The organism is Bergeyella zoohelcum ATCC 43767 (assembly GCF_000301075.1).
GTDB classification, from domain to species: Bacteria; Bacteroidota; Bacteroidia; order Flavobacteriales; family Weeksellaceae; genus Bergeyella; species Bergeyella zoohelcum.
Map to the genome: position 1 here is coordinate 297066 of NZ_JH932293.1, position 23633 is coordinate 320698.

General features: G+C 38.0%; 20 protein-coding genes. 12 read left to right on the plus strand and 8 right to left on the minus strand.

Annotated features, from left to right (window positions below; translation table 11 throughout):
• The first annotated feature begins 53 nt into the window (after nucleotides 1–53).
• From HMPREF9699_RS01350 to HMPREF9699_RS01385, 8 genes are all read left to right on the plus strand, one after another.
• The gene (locus HMPREF9699_RS01350) at nucleotides 54–644 is read left to right on the plus strand and encodes a SprT-like domain-containing protein (RefSeq protein WP_002661737.1); all 591 of its coding nucleotides are present in this window, start codon (nucleotides 54–56) and stop codon (nucleotides 642–644) included.
• Nucleotides 641–1726 (plus strand): mannose-1-phosphate guanylyltransferase, encoded by a 1086-nt coding sequence (locus tag HMPREF9699_RS01355; protein ID WP_002661739.1) that lies wholly within the window; start codon nucleotides 641–643, stop codon nucleotides 1724–1726. The genes HMPREF9699_RS01350 and HMPREF9699_RS01355 overlap by 4 nt, the downstream gene beginning before the upstream one ends.
• Before the next feature lie 83 nt (nucleotides 1727–1809).
• On the plus strand, nucleotides 1810–2526 hold the full coding sequence (locus HMPREF9699_RS01360) for a hypothetical protein (protein ID WP_002661740.1): 717 nt from the start codon (nucleotides 1810–1812) through the stop codon (nucleotides 2524–2526).
• A gap of 7 nt (nucleotides 2527–2533) precedes the next feature.
• On the plus strand, nucleotides 2534–3835 hold the full coding sequence (locus tag HMPREF9699_RS01365; RefSeq protein WP_245946104.1) for a GDSL-type esterase/lipase family protein: 1302 nt from the start codon (nucleotides 2534–2536) through the stop codon (nucleotides 3833–3835).
• 79 nt (nucleotides 3836–3914) lie between these two features.
• On the plus strand, nucleotides 3915–5264 hold the full coding sequence (locus HMPREF9699_RS01370) for a tetratricopeptide repeat protein (protein WP_034985392.1): 1350 nt from the start codon (nucleotides 3915–3917) through the stop codon (nucleotides 5262–5264).
• Nucleotides 5265–5297: 33 nt separating this feature from the next.
• Nucleotides 5298–5837, plus strand: a complete 540-nt coding sequence (locus HMPREF9699_RS01375) for an RNA methyltransferase (RefSeq protein WP_002661747.1) — start codon at nucleotides 5298–5300, stop codon at nucleotides 5835–5837.
• A 56-nt stretch (nucleotides 5838–5893) separates the two neighbouring features.
• A complete protein-coding gene (locus HMPREF9699_RS01380) occupies nucleotides 5894–6547 on the plus strand; it encodes a CBS domain-containing protein (RefSeq protein ID WP_002661749.1) in 654 nt (217 codons plus the stop codon).
• 4 nt (nucleotides 6548–6551) lie between these two features.
• Nucleotides 6552–7421 (plus strand): NAD kinase, encoded by an 870-nt coding sequence (locus tag HMPREF9699_RS01385; protein ID WP_034986022.1) that lies wholly within the window; start codon nucleotides 6552–6554, stop codon nucleotides 7419–7421.
• 6 nt (nucleotides 7422–7427) lie between these two features.
• Here the strand turns inward: HMPREF9699_RS01385 and mutS are convergent, their stop codons facing one another.
• The 4 genes from mutS to HMPREF9699_RS01405 all read right to left on the minus strand — a co-directional run bounded on the left by mutS (nucleotide 7428) and on the right by HMPREF9699_RS01405 (nucleotide 12075).
• Nucleotides 7428–10010, minus strand: a complete 2583-nt coding sequence (gene mutS / locus HMPREF9699_RS01390) for a DNA mismatch repair protein MutS (RefSeq protein WP_034985395.1) — start codon at nucleotides 10008–10010, stop codon at nucleotides 7428–7430.
• 65 nt (nucleotides 10011–10075) lie between these two features.
• A complete protein-coding gene (locus tag HMPREF9699_RS01395) occupies nucleotides 10076–10447 on the minus strand; it encodes a YraN family protein (RefSeq protein ID WP_002661755.1) in 372 nt (123 codons plus the stop codon).
• A gap of 4 nt (nucleotides 10448–10451) precedes the next feature.
• Nucleotides 10452–11384, minus strand: coding sequence for a S66 peptidase family protein (locus tag HMPREF9699_RS01400; protein ID WP_034986026.1), 933 nt, complete (start codon nucleotides 11382–11384; stop codon nucleotides 10452–10454).
• Nucleotides 11385–11388: 4 nt separating this feature from the next.
• The gene (locus HMPREF9699_RS01405; protein WP_002661758.1) at nucleotides 11389–12075 is read right to left on the minus strand and encodes a LysE family translocator; all 687 of its coding nucleotides are present in this window, start codon (nucleotides 12073–12075) and stop codon (nucleotides 11389–11391) included.
• A gap of 285 nt (nucleotides 12076–12360) precedes the next feature.
• On the opposite strand from HMPREF9699_RS01405, the gene HMPREF9699_RS01410 reads away from it, so the two are divergent.
• Together HMPREF9699_RS01410 and mnmG are read left to right on the plus strand one after the other, a co-directional pair.
• Nucleotides 12361–12948, plus strand: a complete 588-nt coding sequence (locus HMPREF9699_RS01410; protein ID WP_002661759.1) for a Uma2 family endonuclease — start codon at nucleotides 12361–12363, stop codon at nucleotides 12946–12948.
• Between the two features lie 35 nt (nucleotides 12949–12983).
• Nucleotides 12984–14846 (plus strand): tRNA uridine-5-carboxymethylaminomethyl(34) synthesis enzyme MnmG, encoded by a 1863-nt coding sequence (mnmG, locus tag HMPREF9699_RS01415; protein ID WP_002661761.1) that lies wholly within the window; start codon nucleotides 12984–12986, stop codon nucleotides 14844–14846.
• Nucleotides 14847–14922: 76 nt separating this feature from the next.
• On the opposite strand, the gene HMPREF9699_RS01420 is transcribed toward mnmG, so the two are convergent.
• From HMPREF9699_RS01420 to HMPREF9699_RS01435, 4 genes are all read right to left on the minus strand, one after another.
• Nucleotides 14923–16593 carry a DUF6909 family protein gene (locus HMPREF9699_RS01420; RefSeq protein ID WP_002661763.1) on the minus strand — a complete coding sequence of 557 codons (1671 nt, stop codon included), beginning with the start codon at nucleotides 16591–16593 and terminating at the stop codon, nucleotides 14923–14925.
• Nucleotides 16594–16771: 178 nt separating this feature from the next.
• Nucleotides 16772–17305: an adenine phosphoribosyltransferase gene (locus HMPREF9699_RS01425; protein ID WP_002661765.1), complete on the minus strand. Its 534-nt coding sequence runs from the start codon at nucleotides 17303–17305 to the stop codon at nucleotides 16772–16774.
• Between the two features lie 2 nt (nucleotides 17306–17307).
• The gene (locus tag HMPREF9699_RS01430) at nucleotides 17308–18444 is read right to left on the minus strand and encodes a hypothetical protein (RefSeq protein ID WP_002661766.1); all 1137 of its coding nucleotides are present in this window, start codon (nucleotides 18442–18444) and stop codon (nucleotides 17308–17310) included.
• A 58-nt stretch (nucleotides 18445–18502) separates the two neighbouring features.
• Nucleotides 18503–18829 carry a hypothetical protein gene (locus tag HMPREF9699_RS01435; protein ID WP_002661768.1) on the minus strand — a complete coding sequence of 109 codons (327 nt, stop codon included), beginning with the start codon at nucleotides 18827–18829 and terminating at the stop codon, nucleotides 18503–18505.
• A 218-nt stretch (nucleotides 18830–19047) separates the two neighbouring features.
• Between HMPREF9699_RS01435 and HMPREF9699_RS01440 the strand changes: the two genes are divergently transcribed.
• Nucleotides 19048–22398 (plus strand): methylmalonyl-CoA mutase family protein, encoded by a 3351-nt coding sequence (locus HMPREF9699_RS01440; protein WP_002661770.1) that lies wholly within the window; start codon nucleotides 19048–19050, stop codon nucleotides 22396–22398.
• Nucleotides 22399–22520: 122 nt separating this feature from the next.
• Nucleotides 22521–23588, plus strand: coding sequence for a class II fructose-bisphosphate aldolase (gene fbaA / locus HMPREF9699_RS01445; RefSeq protein ID WP_002661772.1), 1068 nt, complete (start codon nucleotides 22521–22523; stop codon nucleotides 23586–23588).
• The last annotated feature ends 45 nt before the right edge of the window (nucleotides 23589–23633 follow it).

The window sequence follows — 23633 nt, forward strand, 5'->3', positions numbered from 1 at the left end:
AAGAGTTTTTCTATTTTTAAAAATACTTGCATCATTTAAGAATCACTTCCGATATGGATAAACTATTTGCCTACTTACCTGATAACGCCCTCTCTTTCATCCAAAAATGGAGCAATGGTTTTAAAGTAAAAATTACCATTACCCGAGATAGAAGTTCTAAATTGGGAGATTACCATAAAGACCAACAAGGAACACATCAGATTACCATTAATCATAATCTTAAACCAGAACTTTTTTTCTTCGTGCTTACCCATGAGCTGGCTCACCTCCTCGCTTTTGAACATTTTGGCAGAAAAATCCCTCCACATGGTGTCCACTGGAAAACCGTTTATAGAAACATGCTTTTAGAAAGCATCCATATTTATTCCTCAGATTTACAACCTTATATACTCACTTATGCAAAGAATCCTAAAGCCAATTTCAATGCATTTACACCACTGGTAAAATATTTTTCTAAAACAAAAATGCACGATGGCGAGGTTCTTGTAGAGCAACTGACACCCGAAAGCCTATTTATGTATCGCGGAGAAATGTATCTTATGGTAGGAAAACTTAGGAAAAACTATCTTTGCATACAGCAAGGGTCACTAAAAAAATATACATTTAACCCCATGGCCTCGGTAGTAAAAATAGAAAATTCATGAATTACAATAAAAATCAATACTGCGTCATCATGGCAGGAGGGGTAGGCAGCCGCTTTTGGCCGTTTAGCACCCAAAAATTCCCAAAACAATTTCAAGACATCTTAGGCACTGGACAAACCATGCTCCAGCAGACTTTTGAAAGAATCCGTAAAGTAATCGCCCCAGAAAATATCTTCGTCATTACCAATAAGGATTTTATAGAAATCACGGAAAGCCAACTTCCTGATATTCCAAAAAGCAATATCGTGGGAGAACCGATGATGAAAAATACCGCAGCATGTAACCTATACATGGCAAGTAAAATTCATGCCCTCAACCCGGAGGCTACAATGGTGGTACTCCCTGCAGATCACCTCATCTTAAAAGAAGACGCCTTCGTGGAAAAAATGCAACTGGCACTCAATATTGCTTCAAAAAACGATTATCTCATCACCCTGGGCATTACTCCTACTCGGCCTGACACTGGCTATGGATACATTCAGTTCGAAAAAGAAGAAAATCAAAATATATTCAAAGTAAAAAACTTTACAGAAAAACCCGACCTCGAATTTGCAAAAGTATTTTTAGAAAGTGGTGATTTCTTATGGAATGCAGGCATGTTTATTTGGAATACAAAAACCATTCTTCATGCTTTCCAAACGCATCTCCCAGAAATGATAGAGCAATTCAGTGCTTGTGAGTATAATAATGACGGAGAAAAGGAATGTATAGAAATCATCTATCCGAAGGTAACCAAAATATCGGTGGACAATGGCATCTTAGAAAAAGCAGAAAATGTATTCGTTATTCCTGCAGATTTAGGATGGAGCGATTTAGGAACTTGGACTTCGGTATATGAAAATGCAGAGAAAAACACTGAAAATAATACCTTGAACACTAAGTACGGATTGGTATATCAATCTGAAGGAAATATCATCCGTTTACAAAATGAGAAAAAAGCCATTGTAGTTTCAGGGCTCCAAGATTATATTGTGGTAGATACAGATAATGCACTCCTCATTTGCCCAAGAAATGAAGACCAAAGAATCAAAGAATTCGTTCAAGACTTAAAGGGCATCCGAAACGGAAATCATTTTTTGTAGAAAAAACCCATTAGAAAACGATGAGTTGAATATCGATTCATTGGTAAACCATCAGTTGAAATAAAGTTTAAAATAATAATACAATGCGAAATCCATGGATATTTACTGCCTTTATGATGCTTTCTGCATTGTTTTATGGGCAAGAAAAAAAAGTAGAAATAAAAAATAGTGAACAGATTTTCGGTGGGATTTTCCCTAATGAAACTGTAACAGGCTATAAAATTGTTTCTAAGAAATATGCCAATGAAAAAATCCTAAAATCTAAAGGAGATTTTTTTCATTTTCCACAGTTTAAAGGGATTAAATTCAACCCATCAGATGACCATTATTTCTACATCGCCTATCAACGAGGAAACGAGGTAGTTTATATTACAGACCTCGCTGCTCTCTCCGCTTTTATGGGAACAATAAATTCCCCTCAAGAAGCCGTACTTTTAGCGATGAGCAAAGGTTATTTCCCTGATTTTGAACATCATCATTTTGCGGGAAACTATGAAATGAAAAATGGCGAATATCATTTTGAACTCAGTAAAGTAACCTCAGAACAATGCCCTTATGCAAAAAATAATTTCCTGCTATCGGTGAATTCTTCTACCCAAGAAGTCAAAGAACTGAAAGACATCTCTAGGTACTTTGTTATCTATCATAAAGACTGTACCAATCATCCCCTCACCGCAGAAGTGGAAAAACAAATGGAGGAAGTAAAACGACAGCGAGAACAAAAAGCCAAAGAACAAAAGGAAATCAATGCCAAAATGGAAAAAAGAATCAGAAAAATCCAAAGAAAGCATAATCGTTAATAAAAAAATGAAGAATAATCTTATTGCATTAGGTGCTTTCTTCTCCATTGTAGGAAATGCACAGACCATAAAAAATACGGAATCATTATCACCTTTCGCAGAAAGTATTAAAAATCAAAATAAAGTAACGCAAATTCTTTTCATAGGAGATTCGCACACTCAGGCAGGAAATATAACGGACTATCTCAGAGCACAGTTCCAGACGCATTATGGCAATGCAGGAAGAGGTCTAGTTTTCCCTTACCCTATTGGAAACACCAATGGGGCGAATGATTTTTCTGCCATTTCCAGTACTAAGTGGGATGTTTTCAGATTGGTTCATGAGCAAGACATCTACCCACAGCTAGGAGCATCAGGATTCGTAATAGGCAACCAATCTCCCGCGATGATAGAGATAGCACTGGACAATGATACATTTAATCATGTAACCATTTTCAGCGACCCTAAAATGATAGGGAAAGAAATAGCGTTTTTTACTGCTCCGCTTTCTTTGAGTCATTTCGTACGCAAATCTACCCAGCGAGTGAATTATCAAATCCAAGAGGGAGACACCTACCCTGAACTTGCCTCTATGTTTAATACTACTACCACCCAGCTTAAAGCAATCAATGGAGCATCTGTCATGAATCCTAAGCCTGGAGCATGGATAAAAGCAGACCAAGTTTCTGTACACTATAATACTGATTTCGAAAACAGTACTCAATCTATTCTAAAAACCAATTTAAAAGAAGAGATTACTCCCATTCAGCTTCCGCTGCTTACCCGAAAAATGCTTTTAAAAACCTACGCTAATGACAATTATTTTTATGGCTTCCACTTCTCTAACGGGCAAAACGGCGTGATTTTTAACTCCGTAGGCGTAAATGGAGCTACCTATGCTGATTTCTTAAAACATCCTATACAATTTCGGCAACTAAAAAGCCTCCATCCTGATTTATTGGCCATCGCACTGGGAACCAACGAAGGGGTAAGCAAAATCACAGAAGAAGAGTTTAAGAAAAATGCCATGGACCTAATCCGTCTTTGGAAATCTTCTAATAAAAACCTTCCTATTCTTCTCATTACCCCCACGGATAATACCATGAACGCCACCAAAACGAAGCTAGTAGCTCAATGGATAGTAGATATTGCTAAGGAAAATAATATCGCCTACCTCCACCTTTATGAAGAAATGGGTGGTGCGGGTTATTTTAAAAAAGCACTCGCCAGAAAAGTAGCCAATAAAGACGGTGTGCATCTGTTAAAATCAGGATATGAAGAACAAGCTCAGGTAATTTGGAATGCTTTTCAAAACTATTTAAAAAAATAATCCCGAGAAAAAAGTGTTTTTTACTTGTCAATTTGTGTACCTTTGTCGCAAATTCTTTACCTTTAAATAAAATTTACTTTTGGAAGATTTTTTTGAAAATGAACTCATTAAAAAGTTCGAGGACATGATAGAAAACCATGATGAACTGTATTTCGATTCCGAAGAAATAGAGCAGATCATCGTTTATTACCTGGAACTAGGAGACATTTCCTATGCTGAAAGAGCCGTACACCACGGCCTGAGCATACACCCTAATTCTATAGACATCAAAATCAAATATTTAGAGGTACTTTTAGAATTAGAAGATTATACCACAGCAAGAAAACTCATTAACGAACTGCAAGAAAATTCCCAAGAAAGCACTGATTTTTTAGTGTGCTGTGCAAAATATTATTCTAATCTAGGCAATTCTAAAAAAGCTATTGCCCTCTGCGAAAAAGCATTACAGCTGGGGGAAGAGCTAGATTTTCTCCACAATTTCATCGCTGATGAATGCGTAAACATAGGAGAGCCTTTCCGTGCACTCAGCCATTACCAAAAAGCACTTCATGAAGACCCCGAAGACGATTATGCCCTAGAAAACTGTATGCGTTGTTTTGCAGAACTGAAAAAGCCTAAAGATGCACTCCTTTTTCTCAATGACTACTTAGACCGTTTTCCTTATTCTGAAACTGCATGGTATGAAATGGGACAATTTTATTTCAATAGGAAAGAATATAAAAAGGCCATTAACGCATTTGATTATCTTCTGGCAATCAATTCTAATGCGGTAGGCGTTTATACCAATAAAGCTACCTGCTATGAAGCTCTGAAAGACTATGAAAAAGCCATAGAAATTTATGAAGAAGTACTGGAAATAGAATTTACCAAAGCATACACCTACCACCGCATAGGACTCTGCTACAGAGCTTTAAACAAACCTATCATTGCTCTAAAATATTTTCAAAAATCTCTGATAGAAGACCCACAGTATTATCCTGCCATGATGGAGCAAAGCTTTGTGTACGAAGCACTCCACGCTATGGAAGAGGCACTCCATTTTGCCAAAGAAGCTACGATGCTGAATGAGGGCAATCTAGAATACCAAAAAAGATTGGCTTACCTCTACATAGAGCGAAGCCGTTTTGACGAAGGTGCCATCTGCCTGAAAAAAATAGTAGATGCGGAACCTAACCGATTTTACAACTGGTATGCCTACATAGAAGTGCTGATGCTTTTAGAGGAATACGAAGAAGCTATCCGTACGCTTTCCATCGGACTAAAAAGACACAAAAGAGCAGAACTGTACTATCAACTGAGCCATTGTCACTTTCAGCTGAACCAAAACCAATTGGCACAAGAAGCCCTTCAGAAAGCCATAGCATTAGACGAATCACTGATGGGAGAGATGCAAAAAAAATACCCCTCTATACGAGAGAAAAAAAACTAAAATTTTAGTGATTTCCTAAAAATATCATCCCTCATGGAAACTAAGAAATTAAAACTCGAAGAATTAGGAAGAATAGACATAGAAGCGTTTAAAGAGCGAGAAAAAATTCCAGTTATCGTTGTTTTAGATAATATCAGAAGCATGCATAATGTAGGTGCTTTTTTCCGTACAGCAGATGCTTTTATCATGGAAAAAATCATCCTTTGTGGCATCACCCCTACGCCTCCACATAGAGAAATTCATAAAGCGGCATTAGGAGCTACTGAGAGTGTAAACTGGGAATACCATAAAACCATCTCTGAAACCCTGAATACACTGAAATCCGAAGGCTATGCTATCACAGGAATAGAACAAACAAATAATAGTATTGCCATGAATCAATTTCCAATAGACACAAAGAAGAAATACGCATTGGTATTTGGCAACGAGGTAGATGGACTCTCAGATGAAGCACTGAATAGCTATGATTCCTTTATTGAAATTCCACAGCTGGGCACCAAACACTCCCTCAATGTTTCGGTGTGTGGCGGTATAGTCATGTATCATTTTTTTGATGGTTTTATGAAGAAATAGTATTTTATACTATGCTTTTTATCTCTTTTTGAAAAATTCTTTCCTATCTTAGCCCTATGTTTGTACAAGAGTATATTACCAAAGATTATCCTACCTTTTCACTTCAGGACGAAATTCGGAATGCCTTTTTTGCTGCTTCAGAATTCGGGTTTACACACATTATCGTGGAAGAAAATGGAGACTTTATAGGTATGATTCCTCGGGAATGTTTAGTAGAAAATGAATCGGGAAGTATAGAGCAGTTGAAACCTTATTTGGAAAAATTTGCTCTTTTAGAAGAAACGCAGATTTGGGATACCATCAAGCTGTTTCATACTTTTAATACCAATATCATTCCTGTGATTTCAATGCAAGAAAAGTATTTGGGCTATGTGGATTATACCGATATTTTTCATGAGTTTGCTGGCTACCCTCTTTTTTCAGAGAATGGGGCTATACTTACTATACAGACCCAGTCTTTATATTATTCGTTTTCAGAAATTTCCCAAATCGTGGAAAGCAACCAAGCAAAGATATACGGATGTTTTATCAGCGAAATCAATGATGAAAACATTCATATCACACTGAAAATAAGTAGTGAAAACCTTAGCTCCATCGGAGAAACCTTTGAAAGGTACGGCTATACCATCATTCAGAAATATTATCATGATGAAAAATCTGAATTAATAAAAGACCGTTTTGCCTTTTTCCAAAAATACCTTGAAATATAATATTATGAAAGTTGCCATCTATACCCAAAAACAAGACTTAGATACCTTTTTGTACCTCAGCAAATTCATCTCTGAACTTGCCATGAGAAATATAGAATGTGTACTGGAGGAGGAAACCTCTACCAAGCTACAATTTTCTAAAAAATTTAATACTTTCAAAAATAAAGAAGAACTTCAAAAAGAAGGTGTAGATTTCTTTTTTTCCTTTGGTGGGGATGGTACTATTCTCAACGCTTTAATTTTCATTCAAGATTTAGAAATTCCTGTCATTGGCGTGAATACGGGAAGGCTAGGATTTTTGGCCAGTTTCAGTAAAGAAGAAATTTTTAACAATATAGATCATATACTGCATGGGGATTTAGTAGAAAGCAAACGCTCGGTAATAGAAGTTTGTAGCACGAATAAAAAAAGTATTGATTTCCCTTATGCCCTGAATGACCTCTGCATTACCAGAAAACAAACCACTGCTATGATTACCATAGACACCTACATTGATAATGATTTTCTTACGGTATTTTGGGCAGATGGACTTATCATCTCTACTCCTACAGGCTCTACCGCCTATTCTCTCAGCTGTGGAGGTCCTATCATAGCACCTACCAATGATAATTTTGTGCTTTCCCCTATCGCTCCGCACAATCTCAATGTAAGACCTATCGTATTAAAAGATGATGTAGAAATTAAACTGAAAGTGGAAAGCAGAGTGCCTGAATATTCGCTCTCCTTGGATAGCCGGCTGTATGATATGACCATCGGTGATGAACTCATCATCCGTAAAGCTCCTTTTTCCCTCAGGTTACTCTTCCCAAAGGAAATTAATTTCTATGCTACCCTTAGAGAAAAACTTCTTTGGGGCAAAGACAAAAGAAACTAAGCCCTTTTACCTGCCTATCATATTCTTAATGGCATGGAGCTTCATCATCGCCTCTATCGGGGTAAGGGTATTGATGTCTATTTTCTCCAATTCATCCCGAATGGCTTCCAGCACGGGATCATCCAATTGGAAAAAGGAAAGCTGAATATTTTCCTCGGTAAGTTTTTTTACTTTTTTATTCTCTTTTTGGGTACGGTTGCCCTCTAGTACTTTCAGTATTTCACTTGCTCTATGGATGACCTGTGAAGGCATCCCTGCTAATTTTGCCACATGGATACCAAAGCTATGTTCACTGCCCCCAGGAACTAGTTTTCTGAGGAAAATAATAGTACCTTTATTTTCCTGAATACTCACATGGAAATTCTTAATTCGCTCAAAAGTTACCGCCATTTCATTCAGCTCATGATAATGCGTAGCAAAGAGGGTTTTGGCTTTGGTAGGATGCTGATGTAAGTACTCCGCTATTGCCCAAGCAATGGAAACACCGTCATAAGTGGAAGTACCTCTACCTATTTCATCTAGAAGGATAAGACTTCTATCAGAAATATTATTAAGAATATTCGCTGCCTCATTCATCTCTACCATAAATGTAGATTCTCCTGCGGAAATATTATCAGACGCTCCTACACGGGTAAAAATTTTGTCCAAAACGCCTATTTCTGCATGCTGAGCCGGGACATAACTCCCCATCTGAGCCAAAAGAGCTACAAGTGCTACTTGCCTCAGTAAAGCGGATTTACCTGCCATATTAGGACCCGTAACCATGATGATTTGCTGCTGCTCTCGGTCTAAAAAAATGTCATTAGGAATGTATTTTTCTCCTAGAGGCAAGCATTTTTCTATGATAGGATGTCTTGCCGCCTTGAGGTGAAGCTCATAGCTTTCATTAATCATCGGTTTAGTATATCCCTCGGTAATGGCTAATTCTGAAAGGCTGGTACCGATGTCTATCTGTGCAATGATATGTGAATTGCTCTGAATGATATCAATAAAATTAAGCGTATGCTGAGCTACTGCCCTATAGAGTTCTTGTTCTAATACCGCTATTCTATCTTCTGCACCTAGAATTTGGTTTTCGTATTTTTTGAGTTCCTCAGTGATGTATCTTTCAGCACTTACCAGCGTTTGTTTTCTAATCCATTCTTCTGGCACTTTATCCTTATGCGTATTCCTTACCTCGATATAATAGCCAAAAACATTATTAAAATCTATCTTTAATGAAGAAATGCCTGTTCTCTCTATTTCTCTTTGGCACATTTCTTCTAAAAATCCTTTACCATTCTGCTGCAAAGCCCTTAGTTCATCCAGCTCTTGGGAAACTCCTGCACAGATTACATTCCCTTTATGGAGATGTACTGGGAGTTCAGGGTTGAGATGCGTATCCAAATAGTCAATTAATTCGCTTAAATCAGATAACGGCTCTACCCATGCTGGGATATCATGGTAATCTAAAAGTAAAGTTCTGATATGCTGAATATTCCTAAGGCTTTCCCTGAGGTTTCCAAAGTCTTTCGGATGGAGTTTTTCTGCCGCTAATTTCCCTACCAATCGGTCTAAATCTGAAATGGCACTAAGAAATTGCTGTACTTGATGCGTAACATCAGAATGATGATAAAAAAACTCTACCAACGCCTGTCTTCTTTGGATTTCAGAAGCCACTTTGAGTGGTAATATGATTCTTCGCCTCAGCATTCTCCCCCCCATAGGAGTCTTGGTATGATCAATAATATTAATAAGGCTTTTTCCATCAGGATGATTGGGAGAAAGGATTTCTAAATTTCTGAGCGTAAACGCATCCATCATCAAAAAATCATCTTGAGGAATCTTTTTTACCTGTGTGATATGAGAGAGTAAACTGTGATGTGTGTCTTCCACCAAATAAGCAAAAATAGCTCCCGATGCGGTAATAGCAAGTGGCATCTGCTCTATTCCAAAACCTTTGAGCGAATTGGTTTTAAAATGCTGCGTAAGTTTTTCATAGCCAAAAGAGAATTGAAACGCCCAGTCTTCTAATTTAAACAAATTTTTATGCTGGAGTGCGTATGGTAACTGTGTACTTCTCTGATATAAAATTTCACTAGGCTCAAAGGTAGAGACAATATGAAGCAAATGCTCTGGAGTGCCTTCAGAAACCATAAACTCTCCAGTAGAAACATCTACCATGGCTATACCGTATTTCCCTTTTTCATGATGTACAGAAAGGAGAAAATTATTTTTCTTAGAATTAAGAACTTGGTCATTAAAGGTAACCCCTGGCGTAACCAGCTCTGTAACCCCTCTTTTCACGATGCCCTTCACCGATTTAGGGTCTTCCAATTGGTCACAAATTGCTACCCGAAGTCCTGCTCTCACTAATTTGGGGAGATAAGAATCAATAGAATGATGAGGAAAACCCGCCAATTCCAAATTATCACTCCCATTATTTCTTTTGGTAAGGGTAATTCCTAAAATCTGTGCTGTTTTTATGGCGTCTTGACCGAAAGTTTCATAAAAATCTCCTACACGAAAGAGCAATATCGCATCAGGATATTTGGCTTTTATCGTATTGTATTGCTTCATCAGTGGAGTTTCTTTCTTTGCCATTGCCATAATTTCTAAAAAAATCAACCACAAAAATACGAATAATGAATGGAAAAAAGTGGAAAATACCGTTATTACGAAACCGTAAATGCCTCAAATGCCTCTTCTATATGAAGAATCTCAAAGCTCCCATCTTCCTTCTTCACCATAGAGATAATATCAAAACGAACTTCCTTTTCTAGCTCTTTCTCTGTTACATAATGATTTGCTGCCTGAAGCAAAAGCCTTTTCTTCTTGATGTTCACCGCTTCATAAGGCTCCATAAAATGAGCATCGCTTCGTGCTTTCACTTCGGTAATCACCAGCAAATCTCCTATTTCTGAGATAATATCCAGCTCTGCTTTCTGAAAACGGTAATTTCTTTCTATGATGACATGCCCTTTCTCTGACAGATATTTCACCGCCACCTCTTCTGCTGCCTTACCAAAATCATTATGACTTGCCATAGTTTTAAATGTTCAGTGTATGTAAATGCACCTTTTCATCTACCTTAAGATGCACCGTACTCCCTATAATCAAAGGTAAATTATGATAAATATGCCCATTGGGAAAACCGAAAGCTACTGGAAAATGATATTTTCTTATTTTCTCCTCAATGAGCTGATACGCCTTGGGGTCAAAACTTTCGTCATAGTGCGGATTATCTTTTTCATTTCCCATATTAATCATTCCTCCGATGATGAGCCCTGAAATTTCGTCAAATACCTCTGCTAACTCTAAGGAGGTAAGCATCCTATCCAAAGCATAAAAATTTTCACCAATATCCTCTATGAAGAGGATATTATTTCTGAATTTCACCGAATAACGAGTGCCTAAAAGGGCATAAATCATCGCCAAATTACCACCCACCAAGTTGCCCATTGCTTCTCCAGTTCTATTCAGTACATGCCCTTCTATTTCATAGACGGGAAGATGTCCTTCTAAAATATTAAAAACCTCTGCATAACTCTGCTCTGAAACACCGAAAGAAGAAGTTTTTATGGTTTGCCCATGAATAGATGCTATTTTTTTCTTGAAAAAGTAGCTTTGAAGCACTGTGTTATCAGAATAGCCGATGTACCACTTCGGATTTTTCTGGAAAGATTTGATATCTAATTCATACAATAAATGCTGGCACCCATAGCCTCCTCTACTTGCCCAGATGGCTTTTATTTCCTCATCCTGAATCGCCCAATTGATATCTGCTATTCTCTCACTTTCAGTACCCGAATAGAGATAACCATGCTCATGATTGCCTAGTGCATTTTGCCCAAGAACAGGTATATAGCCTCTTTCTTCTATCAATGAAATGGTATGCCTAAGCTGCTCCTCTTCCACGGCTCCTGCGGGGGAAATAATTGCTATTTTATCCCCTTTTTCCAAAGTCTTTGGACGAATCATCATGGTATTATTTTTCATCATCTATTTTTATGGTTTGGTTTTCTGCCTCTTCTAATCTTTTATCAAAGGAATTAAACTTTGCAAAACTTTGCATAAATATAAATACGCTGAATATTAATAAAATAACCCCTACCCCTTTTCTTATTTGGTTGGTCAATCTTTGGGTAAGTTTATCGTGAAATTGTTTTGCCAAAAATATTTTACAAAGATCTATAGAAAGATAAGTACCAATAACAATGCTGATGTAAAGAACAAAATTATTAAAATTAGGATACTGATTCCTTACAGAAATAACTGTAACCAACCAAAACAATAATACTCCGATATTCAGAATATTAAAAAGAAAACCATTCACAAAAGTTTTAAAATAATTCTGACTGATGATTTTCTTCTCATTAGAAATGTGCATTTGTGTTTTAGAAAGCATCATATAAATACCATACACAAAAATAATGAGTGCTGTAATCTTATAAAAACCAGGATATTCACTGATGAGCTGTACAATATCTGAACTGGCATAATAAGAAGCAATAATACATACAACATCAGCACAAACCACCCCAAGGTCTAATGCCAAAGCATGTCTAGAGCCTCTAGAAAAACTGGTTTCTATAAGTAAGAAAAACACGGGACCTATGAAAACAAGGCTCAGCATAACACCTACAAATATGGCTGAAAAAATGAGTTCTAACATCTGATTTATCTCTTATACTTCTTTAATCTATTTTTTTTGCAAATGTAAAGATACAAAAATTCAAACTATGGTAATCGGGTGGATTTTCCCTCACGGATAAAAGAAGTGTTTTCAAAACGCGAAAGTAGTAAATTAAAAACACTATTTTTTCCTTTCAGTTGCTTTTAAAACAATTTTGTAATTTTGTGAAAATTTAGGAAAATAAGCCATTCTCCTAAAATCACCGCTTATTTACAAGAATTATTAAAACAAATCCAACATCAAAATATATAAATCATATCTATTATGAAAAAAATAACAGACATCAATCAATTAGATTTGAACAAAATATATTCTTATGCCGATTACCTCCTCTGGAAATTCGAGGAAAGAATAGAGCTGATAAAAGGTAGAATTTTCAGAATGTCTCCTGCTCCCAGTAGAAAACATCAGGATATTTCGGGAAATATTTATAGGAAACTTTTTTTTTCGTTCAATAGACAACCGTGTAAATTGTATTACGCTCCATTCGATGTAAGATTCCCAAAAGAAAGCACCGATAATAAGACCATATATACCGTAGTACAGCCAGACATTTGCATCATCTGCGATGAAAATAAGCTGGATGATAAAGGCTGCATAGGTGCTCCTGACCTCATTGTGGAAATCCTCTCTCCAGGAAATTCAAAAAAAGAACTCAAAAATAAGTTTGAACTCTACGAAGAATATGGCGTAAAAGAATATTGGATAGTGAATCCACTAGATGAGGTAGTCTATGTACATACTTTAGAAAATGGAAAATACAAGGGAGCATTCCCTATCACAGATGATTATATTCACTCGGAAGTTTTTCCAGAAGTGAAAATCCATACCGATGAAGTTTTTAAAACATAAAAACAACTTTTAATTGACAACTTTTTGACGATACTATGACAAACGAAATATACGATGTAATCGTAGTAGGGGCAGGACACGCAGGAAACGAAGCTGCTGCGGCTGCCGCCAATCTAGGCTCTAAAACACTCCTAGTTACCATGAATATGGAAACCATAGGGAAGATGAGCTGTAACCCTGCAATGGGCGGAATAGCTAAAGGACAAATCGTAAGGGAAATTGACGCACTCGGAGGCTATTCGGGAATTATCGCGGATACATCTGCCATACAGTTTAAGATGCTCAATCTCTCCAAAGGTCCTGCCATGTGGTCCCCCAGAACACAAAACGACCGTATGCTCTTCGCTGAGGAGTGGCGATTGGCTTTAGAAAATACACCCAACTTGGATTTTTTCCAAGACATGGTCAAGGAACTTATTATTGAAAATAATAAAGTTACTGGAGTCATCACCTCTATCGGTGTAAAATTCCGTGCGAAATCTGTGATTTTAACCAATGGCACTTTTCTTAATGGGCTCATCCACATCGGAGAAAAGCAGCTCGGTGGTGGTAGAATGGGCGAACCGAAAGCCTTTGGTATTACCGAGCAACTGGTTTCTTTAGGTTTTGAAGCGGGGCGAATGAAAACAGGAACCCCTGTGCGTGTAGATGGCAGAACCATTGATTTCTCCAAAATGGAAGAACAAAAAGGAGATGAAAATCCACAGAAATTCTCCTATTTAGACACACCGAAACTCACGCATCAGCGTTCATGCTACATCACCTATACCAATGAAACGGTACACGACATCCTCCGCGAAGGCTTTGACAGAAGCCCCATGTTTAACGGAACCATCCAAAGTCTCGGTCCAAGATATTGCCCAAGTATTGAGGACAAAATTAACCGATTTGCAGAAAGAAATAGACACCAAATTTTTGCCGAACCCGAAGGGTGGAAAACCATAGAATATTATATCAATGGTTTTAGTTCATCATTACCTGAAGATATCCAGATTAAAGCCCTTCAGCAAATTCCAGGCTTTGAAAACGCAAGAGTATTCCGCCCAGGTTATGCTATTGAGTATGACTACTTTCCACCTACCCAGCTCAAGCATACCTTGGAAACCAAATTAATAGAGAATTTGTATTTCGCTGGGCAAATTAATGGTACTACGGGATATGAAGAAGCTGGAGGACAAGGCATCATTGCAGGAATCAACGCCCACCTAAAAGTCCACGGTAAAGAACCGTTTCTTTTAAGCCGAGATGAGGCTTATATAGGTGTTTTGATAGACGATTTAATCACCAAAGGTACAGAAGAACCCTACCGAATGTTTACCTCTCGTGCAGAGTACAGATTGCTCTTGAGACAAGACAATGCCGATATCCGTTTGACAGAGAAATCTCATAAGATAGGTTTAGCAACAGATGAACGACTGAAAAAAGTGGAAGAAAAAATCCATCAGAGCCAAGAACTAGAAAATTTTCTTAGAGAAACTTCTCTGAAACCACATCAGATTAATCCTATTTTAGAGGAAATGGAATCTAACCCCGTAGATCAGGCATACAGAGCTTCCCAATTTCTTACCCGCCCGAATATCACACTCAGCACTTTGGACAAATTAGAAAAGATTAAGGAAGTCAGCACTCAATATTCTGATGAAGTAAGGGAACAAGCAGAAATTAACATCAAATACAAAGGCTATATAGAAAAGGAAAAAGAGAATGTAGCCAAGCTCCAGCGGTTAGAAAATATAAAAATCCCTGAAGATTTTGATTTTACCAAAATTGCCAGTCTCTCTGCCGAAGCCAAACAAAAACTCAATCTTATTCAACCCAAAACTATTGCCCAAGCGAGTAGAATTTCTGGTGTTTCTCCTGCAGATATTAATGTGCTATTGATATTTTTGGGTAGATAAACGAAAATCCTCCCCGATTCATACGCATCGAGGAGGATTTCTACAATATTGTACTCATAAACATTAATAAAAAACCTTATCTTAACCCCAATATTTTCTCTAATATTCTATGTGTAATCATATAGGTAGGCTTTACTCCCGTAAGTCCTAAACCTCCTGATGAGAGTGTACTTCCCGTCTCCAGCGGATTATCAGAGGCGTAATAGGCATAGCACACGAATAAATCTGGTGAGATATGATTTCTGATTTTACTTGCCACCTGAATGGCTTTTTGGTAATGAGCACCTTCCATCTCTAGCCCTACCGCTTTCCATGAAGTGTTCATGAAGTAAGATAAGATGTCTTTATTTTGGAGCGATGTTCCCAGTACAGTAACCATAGCCCCTTGATAGGCTTTAATGGTATCATCCTGAAAATCATCTAATGAAAGGGCATTTTCAAAAACATAATTATCTGCTGTTCCTTCAAAAATATGTGCCGTAGGAATCATAATATCTCCCTTTTTTCCTGTGAGAATTCCCGCTTTCCCCATAATGGAAATAGATTTCACATTCATAGGAATGGTTTCATCTCCTATGGTATAGGGTCTCAAGAGTTCATCCATAATTTCATACGCTTGTTCTCCAAAAGCATAATCAAAGACCAAAATTACGGCATCCTCTGGATAATGGGCTTGTGCAAAAGGCGTATGCTGAAGCTGGGTTTTCTTAAGGTCAATAATTTGAAAATCTATATTGCTTCCGCTTTTATCCTTCACATAAATCAGCCCTTCTTTTTCTGAATGGGTTAATATTTTTTCTTGGAGAGATTTATCGTTACTTATTTTTTCATACAGTGCATAGTCTATTGTATCTGTACACTTTACCCCCAATGCAGCATTTCCATAGAGCATATTTTTCACGGAATGCATATTGGCAGAAATAATGTGGAGCGGTCTGAGGTGGAGCTGATGTTCATACAGGGTTTGCCTTACTTTCTCTGCCCATCTTTCTCCGAAGAGATGATGCCCCACTCTTTCTCTGAGAATAGCACTAAAATACACCTCTCTTTCACGAATTTCGAGATGGTCATCTAAACTTACTTTTCCAAGGTAATAGATTACTTTAAACAGTCGGTCTGGGTCTGAGTCTGTACCAAACTTCTGATGTGCATCTAATACTTCATCAAAAGTTCTTCCCAATATAGACGAAAGATGAATCAGTGCTACTTCTCTTTCCTTTTGATTAAGCTGAGCTTTCCCTGTAGCCACTTCTTTCACCATATTCCACGCTCTGCTCGGTTTATAGTCATCGTCATGATCGTATGCTATCTCTCTTATTTTATCCGCTTCTATATACAAGAATGTAAGATGAGTAAGGATATCATAAATTTCTGACCTGCCGAGCAGCACCTCTATATTCATCTGGTGTTCATCTATTCTGTAGCAAATTCTCCTTCTTTTCTTCGGAACAATGGCTGTAAAGTTTCCTTTATCAAATCCTTCATCTGATGTAAGATGAATGAATGCCGTTTGCTCTATTCCCTCTGGTAATCGGTCAAGGACATAGAGTAAACCATCCAATTCTACTTTTCCAGATACATTCATGGAACCATAAATTTCTGGCGAAATAATTTTTAGCAATGAGCGAAGACTCTCTCCAGACACTCCCGATGGCTTAAAAAAACCTCTGTAAAAGAGATGTCTCATAGATACATAAATCCTCTCTATGGCTTCTGTAGTAATACGAGCTCTATTTTTTTCCTTCATATCTTATTTTTTACATTAAACAAACTTTATTAAAAATTAAAAGGGGGCAAAGATAATCATTTATTTATAAATGGAAATATTTTGGAAATTGGCATACAAAAAATGCAGCCCCCAAAAAGACACTGCATTTATCATTTACACAATAGTTAATCTTCTATAAATCATGATTTTCACTTCTCTAATACCCTGTTAATGAAAGCAGTTCCACCTCCTCTTTTTTGAGTTTTCCTCTGCCCTGAAGTTCAAAAAGTTCTATCAAAAAACTATATTGAGCCACAATACCTCCCTGTTTCTCTATAAGGTGAGTAGCAGCTGCTGCCGTTCCTCCCGTAGCCAATAAATCATCATGGATTAACACGCGTTGCCCGGGCTGTATTTGCCCCTCACGCATTTCTATCTCTGCCGTGCCGTATTCTAAAGCATAAGATTGCCCGATGACTGGCGGCGGCAGCTTCCCTTTTTTCCTTACTAAAACAAAAGGGACATTCAGTTCCGCAGCGATGCTTACCCCAAAAAGGTAGCCTCTACTTTCTAAACCACAAACTACATCTACCTTCCCTCTACTGAAATCTGCAAAAGCTTTTACCACTTTTTTATAAAGTTCTGGGTTTAAAAACAAAGGGGATATGTCTTTAAACTGAACCCCTGCAATGGGAAAATCAGGGATATTTTCTATTGTCTGATCTATTTGTTTTGCTAATTGATTTTTCATTTTTACAAGCTATAACTTACTATTTTCCACTCTCCATTTATATTTTTTAGACCGAATGAAGCATTTACGGTAATGGTATTTCCATTTTTGTCCACCACATCATAAGTAGCGTTCACTGTGGCTCTATCCTCTTTATTATTCTTCTCAGTGATATTTTTTATACTGATACTCTTTACATTCCCGAATCCTGAATTAGGATTAGAAAAATGATCATAAGACCCCCATGCAGGGTTATTAGAAGCATCAAAAGCCGCTCTTAAGTTTTGATTCCCTACATGATTAAGAAACTTCTGCACGGCAACCTTAGGCTGTTGCTTGTGCTGTACATGAGAGTTCTCTGATGATGACTCATCATCAAAATTTTCGTCTTCATCTACTATTACCTCTTGCTTTTCCACAATGGGTCTTAGGGCTTTCATATTCACTGGCTCACCTATTTTTACCATTTTTAATTTTCGGTTTTTGGTATTTACCTGTACATGAATATCTATTTTACCATCTACTATTTTATCTTCTGACAGTGCAGAATAAGCAAGCGTGAAACCTCTGAAATGGTGGTCCTGCATTATGTTTTTAGCCGTATATATTTTCTGCCCACCACTTACAATTTCCAGCGTAGTTTCCAGTGTAGCCCCTTCAAAAGTGATGGGATTTCCCTGTGCATCCGTTAGTTTTGGAATAATTTGGATAGATTTTACCCCTACAAGGCTATCTCTAGCCGCCACTTTCGTATGAATAGCGAGTTTTTCAGCTTCTACATCACTCGGGTCTTTTTCTGTAAGATCTGTACTATCTTCGAATATTTTCATATTCCCAAGGGAAGGTGGTGCCGTACTCTTCCACTCTATGCCTTCTTTTTGAGCGATGGTGTCTGCCATGGTAAAAATTTCTTCGGCAGTTTTACCCTGAAGCAGTTTTGCCATAGCGGTAAGCTCCTCTCTATCATTTTCACCTTCCACACCGAATTTCTTTATGATGTACAATGCTTCATTAAACTTCACTTGTTGTAGAGTAGAAAGCTGGGAAGCAATATCATTAGTGGAGTTTTGAAATGCCTTTAAAGAACTGCCATCTACTTTCGTTTTTTTACATGCTACTAGCAGTGTAGCAATGAGAAAAAGGGTAAAAATTTTTTTCATATCTAATCATTTGATACAAAAATATAAAAATTCGCAATAATGGTATTGATATCTTTAACTATCTCAATGATTTTCTTTGGGACAAACTTGCCACCACATTATAACTCATGAAAACCACACAAAATTTAATGAGTGCCAAAAGGGTGTTTTCTGAGTCAAAAAACAATGTACCCACCACTTGTACAGCGATAATCCCCACCAATGAGATAAGTAATTTTTTAGAAAGTTTCCACTCTGGTCTATCTACAAAATACGCTAAAGCGTACGCTAAACCTAGCACAGCACTAAAAAAAAGCTCTATAGTGATATGACCATAGCCAATAATCCATCGATTGACCACAAAGCCCAATCCGAAACCAATGATAAAAAACAACCCTGTTTTCATCCCCTTTTTTGAGGCCAAAATTACGGCTTTTCTAAAAATAATATACAAATCACAATGAAGATTAAGAAGTAAAAGCCCATCTGCCTATATCTTACACTGAAAACTTGAAACTACAAGTCTAATTTTCAATTGCTAAAAACCCTCAGCTTCCTGCTCTCTATCCACCGATTGAAATCAAATTGCTATATTTGAAATCTCATAAAATAAAACAAAATAGAATGGATAATCAAAAATACCAACCTCAAAATAAAGTGAGAGTGGTTACCGCCGCTGCACTTTTTGATGGGCACGATGCAGCCATCAACATCATGCGAAGAATCATTCAAGCCACGGGCTGTGAGGTCATTCACCTCGGACATGATAAATCCGCAGAGGAAGTGGTAAATACCGCAATTCAGGAGGATGCTAATGCCATTGCCCTGACTTCTTACCAAGGGGGACATAATGAATATTTTAAATACATTCATGACCTTTTGAAAGAAAAAGGAGCACCACAAATCCGTATTTTCGGTGGCGGTGGTGGCGTGATTTTACCCGAAGAAATTAAAGACCTTATGGATTACGGCATTACCCGCATTTATTCTCCAGATGACGGCAGAGCCTTAGGACTTCAGGGAATGATTAATGATTTGATACAAAAATCAGATTTTGCTACAGGAAAGCATATTGAGGTAGAAGACATTGACCGTATTTCTTTTGATGATGCCAAATCCATTTCGGAAGTAATTTCGGCAGTAGAAAATTTCTCCGAAGAAAAACAAGAACTTGTCCAAGCCATTGCTCAAAAAGCCGCCCATAAGCACATTCCTATCATCGGGATTACAGGAACAGGAGGGGCTGGGAAATCATCTCTCACAGACGAACTGGTAAGAAGGTTTCTTCGTGCCAATCCCAATAAAAAAATGGCCATTATTTCCATTGATCCTTCTAAAAAGAAAACAGGTGGAGCCCTATTAGGAGATAGAATCCGAATGAATGCCATTCATGACCCTAGAGTCTATATGCGTTCCATGGCAACCCGTGAAAATAATGTTTCCATATCTCCATACATTCACTCGGCACTCAATGTACTGAAACTCGCCACGCCTGATGTGATCATCATTGAAACCTCGGGCATCGGGCAAAGCGGCTCTGAAATTACTGAAATAGCCGATGTTTCTCTCTATGTGATGACCCCTGAATATGGAGCTTCTACCCAGTTGGAAAAAATAGACATGCTCGATTATGCAGACCTCATTGCCCTCAATAAATCTGATAAAAGAGGTGCTTTAGATGCCCTTCAAGCCGTAAGAAAACAGTACCAAAGAAACCATAACCTCTTCGAAGAAGGACTGGACAAAATGCCCGTTTTCGCTACCAAAGCAAGCCAGTTTAATGACTGGGGAACCACGGAGCTTTACAATAGACTCATCGATAAGGTGAATGCTCAATTTGAAAACCTGAAACTGGCTAACTACATTGAGCAAAATGTATCCGAAGAAGCCACCATCATTCCTCCTAAAAGAGTACGATACCTTTCAGAAATCGTGGAAAATAATCATCAGTATGATCAGTGGGTGAAAAAACAAGCCGAACTGGCAAGAAAACTGTATCATATCCATGGTATAAAAAACATCATCGCCTCAAATGAAAATTTAGATACCGAATATCAAAAAATAGAAAAAGAGCTCTCTCAAGAAAATATAGATTTTCTCCAAAATTGGGCATCTACCAAAGAACAACTTTCCAATGATTCTTTTTCTTATTTCGTGAGAGGAAAAGAAATTAAAGTGAATACCAAAACCGAAAGCCTTTCTCACCTAAAAATACCCAAAATCGCGTTACCGAAATACCATGATTGGGGAGACCTCATCCAATGGAAAGGACAAGAAAACTTGCCTGGCCATTTCCCTTACACTGCGGGTATCTACCCATTTAAGAGAACAGGGGAAGACCCCACGCGTATGTTTGCCGGAGAGGGTGGGCCAGAGAGAACAAATAGAAGATTCCACTATGTCTCTTCAGAAATGCCCGCCAAAAGACTTTCTACCGCTTTTGATTCGGTAACACTCTATGGTCAAGACCCTGCTCTACCTCCTGATATTTATGGAAAAATAGGAAATGCAGGAGTTTCCATCGCTACTCTGGACGATGCTAAAAAGCTCTACTCTGGCTTTGACCTCATCCATGCCATGACTTCAGTCTCTATGACCATCAATGGGCCTGCTCCTATGCTACTGGCATTTTTCATGAATGCCGCTATTGACCAAAATGTAGAAAAATACATTGAAGAACATCAACTTTGGGATAAGGTAGAGCAGAAACTGAAGGAGAAATTTGATGACAAAAACTTACCAAGACCACAATACCACGGAGAACTTCCCGCTTCTAATAACGGCTTAGGACTAAAACTTTTAGGCATCACAGGAGACGAAATAGTACCCGAAGAAGTGTATGCAAAAATTAAGGCAGAGACCATTGCCAGCGTGAGAGGTACCGTACAAGCGGATATTCTCAAGGAAGACCAAGCACAAAACACCTGTATCTTCTCTACAGAATTTGCCCTGAGACTGATGGGTGATGTTCAGGAATATTTTATCCAAAATAAAGTAAGAAATTTCTATTCGGTTTCCATTTCAGGCTACCATATTGCCGAAGCAGGAGCTAACCCGATATCCCAACTGGCATTCACACTAGCCAATGGCTTTACCTATGTGGAATATTACCTCAGTAGAGGCATGAATATCAATGATTTTGCACCCAACCTCTCTTTCTTTTTCTCCAATGGCATTGACCCAGAATATGCCGTTATCGGTAGAGTAGCGAGAAGAATTTGGGCAAAGGCTATGAAAACAAAATACGGAGCCGATGAGCGAAGCCAAATGCTGAAATACCATATCCAAACCTCTGGACGCTCCCTTCATGCTCAGGAAATTGATTTCAATGATATCCGAACCACACTCCAAGCCTTGTACGCAATTTATGATAACTGCAACTCTCTACATACCAATGCCTATGACGAAGCCATCACTACACCTACCGAGGAATCGGTGAGAAGAGCTATGGCGATTCAGCTCATCATCAACAAGGAGCTCGGGTTGGCAAAAAATGAAAATCCGCTCCAAGGGGCTTTCATCATCGAAGAGCTTACGGATTTGGTGGAAGAAGCCGTCTATGCAGAATTTGACAAAATCACAGAAAGAGGTGGTGTACTGGGTGCTATGGAAACCATGTACCAGCGTTCTAAAATTCAGGAGGAAAGCATGCACTATGAATGGCTAAAACATACGGGAGAATATCCTATCATTGGGGTAAATACCTTTTTGGGGAAAGATGGCTCTCCTACTGTATTACCAGGGGAAGTCATCCGCTCTACCGAGGAAGAAAAACAACAGCAGATACAAAATCTTAGCGTTTTCCAGAAGGTGAACGAGCAGAAATCCGAAGAACTACTGAAAGTATTACAATTGGCCGCCATTAACCAAGAAAATCTTTTCGAAGTCATGATGGAAGCGGTAAAACATTGCTCCCTCGGGCAAATTACCAATGCCCTCTTTGAAGTAGGTGGTAAATACCGAAGAAATATGTAAAAGCATCATGGAATTATCCTCTTCGTATGCATATGAAATGACGCTCAATTGTAAAAAAAATTGTATTTTTACCGATATTTTTTAGTTCAACTATTTAAAATAAACATTATAAACAAAAAATTATGAGCAGAAAATTCCCAGCAGGTGTTGCCACAGGAGCTTTGGTAACAGAAATTTTCGATTATGCTAAAGAAAATAAATTTGCACTTCCAGCAGTTAATGTAGTAGGTTCTAGTACCGTAAATGCTACAATGGAAACGGCAGCTAAACTCAATGCACCCGTAATTATTCAGTTTTCTAATGGGGGGGCTGCTTTTAATGCAGGTAAAGGTTTGAGCAATGACGCTCAGAAATCAGCAATCCTCGGGGGTATCGCTGGTGCGAAGCATATCCACGAATTAGCAGAAGCCTACGGAGCTACCGTAATTCTTCATACAGACCACTGTGCGAAGAAACTTCTTCCTTGGATAGATGGCTTACTAGATGCCAGCGAAGCATTTTATAAACAAACAGGAAAGTCTCTTTACTCATCGCACATGCTTGACCTTTCCGAAGAGCCATTGGTAGAAAATATGGACATCTCTTGCCAATATTTTGAAAGAATGGCAAAAATGGGAATGACCCTTGAAATAGAGCTTGGAATCACTGGGGGAGAAGAAGATGGTGTAGATAATAGTGATGTAGATTCTTCTAAACTATACACTCAGCCTGAAGAGGTAGCATACGCATATGAGAGACTGAAAGCCATTTCTGATAATTTTACCATTGCAGCTGCTTTCGGAAATGTACACGGTGTGTACAAGCCAGGAAATGTGAAACTTACACCTAAGATTTTAGATAACTCTCAAAAATTCGTACAAGAAAAATTCGGAACGGGTATAAAACCTATTAACTTCGTATTCCACGGTGGCTCTGGTTCTTCACTAGAAGAAATCCGTGAGGCAATAGACTATGGAGTAATCAAAATGAATATTGATACGGATTTACAGTTCGCTTATACAGAGGGGGTTCGTGATTATATGATGGAGAAAATAGAATATCTTAAGACTCAAATCGGTAATCCAGAAGGAGAAGATAAGCCGAATAAAAAATTCTATGATCCAAGAGTTTGGGTGCGTAAAGGAGAAGAAACTTTCGTGCGTAGATTAACTCAAGCGTTCGAGGATTTGAACAATGTAAATACACTTTAATCCACCAAAGGTTTGGAGTTTTTCAGCATAAACTCCAACCCTTTA

What these genes read in the sequence shown, in the direction of transcription:
- HMPREF9699_RS01350 (WP_002661737.1), top strand. Translation starts at nt 54, where the DNA reads ATGGATAAACTATTTGCCTACTTACCTGATAACGCCCTCTCTTTCATC.
- HMPREF9699_RS01355 (WP_002661739.1), top strand. Translation starts at nt 641, where the DNA reads ATGAATTACAATAAAAATCAATACTGCGTCATCATGGCAGGAGGGGTA.
- HMPREF9699_RS01360 (WP_002661740.1), top strand. Translation starts at nt 1,810, where the DNA reads ATGCGAAATCCATGGATATTTACTGCCTTTATGATGCTTTCTGCATTG.
- HMPREF9699_RS01365 (WP_245946104.1), top strand. Translation starts at nt 2,534, where the DNA reads ATGAAGAATAATCTTATTGCATTAGGTGCTTTCTTCTCCATTGTAGGA.
- HMPREF9699_RS01375 (WP_002661747.1), top strand. Translation starts at nt 5,298, where the DNA reads ATGGAAACTAAGAAATTAAAACTCGAAGAATTAGGAAGAATAGACATA.
- HMPREF9699_RS01380 (WP_002661749.1), top strand. Translation starts at nt 5,894, where the DNA reads ATGTTTGTACAAGAGTATATTACCAAAGATTATCCTACCTTTTCACTT.
- HMPREF9699_RS01385 (WP_034986022.1), top strand. Translation starts at nt 6,552, where the DNA reads ATGAAAGTTGCCATCTATACCCAAAAACAAGACTTAGATACCTTTTTG.
- mutS (WP_034985395.1), bottom strand. Translation starts at nt 10,010, where the DNA reads ATGGCAATGGCAAAGAAAGAAACTCCACTGATGAAGCAATACAATACG.
- HMPREF9699_RS01395 (WP_002661755.1), bottom strand. Translation starts at nt 10,447, where the DNA reads ATGGCAAGTCATAATGATTTTGGTAAGGCAGCAGAAGAGGTGGCGGTG.
- HMPREF9699_RS01400 (WP_034986026.1), bottom strand. Translation starts at nt 11,384, where the DNA reads ATGATGATTCGTCCAAAGACTTTGGAAAAAGGGGATAAAATAGCAATT.
- HMPREF9699_RS01405 (WP_002661758.1), bottom strand. Translation starts at nt 12,075, where the DNA reads ATGTTAGAACTCATTTTTTCAGCCATATTTGTAGGTGTTATGCTGAGC.
- HMPREF9699_RS01410 (WP_002661759.1), top strand. Translation starts at nt 12,361, where the DNA reads ATGAAAAAAATAACAGACATCAATCAATTAGATTTGAACAAAATATAT.
- mnmG (WP_002661761.1), top strand. Translation starts at nt 12,984, where the DNA reads ATGACAAACGAAATATACGATGTAATCGTAGTAGGGGCAGGACACGCA.
- HMPREF9699_RS01420 (WP_002661763.1), bottom strand. Translation starts at nt 16,593, where the DNA reads ATGAAGGAAAAAAATAGAGCTCGTATTACTACAGAAGCCATAGAGAGG.
- HMPREF9699_RS01425 (WP_002661765.1), bottom strand. Translation starts at nt 17,305, where the DNA reads ATGAAAAATCAATTAGCAAAACAAATAGATCAGACAATAGAAAATATC.
- HMPREF9699_RS01430 (WP_002661766.1), bottom strand. Translation starts at nt 18,444, where the DNA reads ATGAAAAAAATTTTTACCCTTTTTCTCATTGCTACACTGCTAGTAGCA.
- HMPREF9699_RS01435 (WP_002661768.1), bottom strand. Translation starts at nt 18,829, where the DNA reads ATGAAAACAGGGTTGTTTTTTATCATTGGTTTCGGATTGGGCTTTGTG.
- HMPREF9699_RS01440 (WP_002661770.1), top strand. Translation starts at nt 19,048, where the DNA reads ATGGATAATCAAAAATACCAACCTCAAAATAAAGTGAGAGTGGTTACC.
- fbaA (WP_002661772.1), top strand. Translation starts at nt 22,521, where the DNA reads ATGAGCAGAAAATTCCCAGCAGGTGTTGCCACAGGAGCTTTGGTAACA.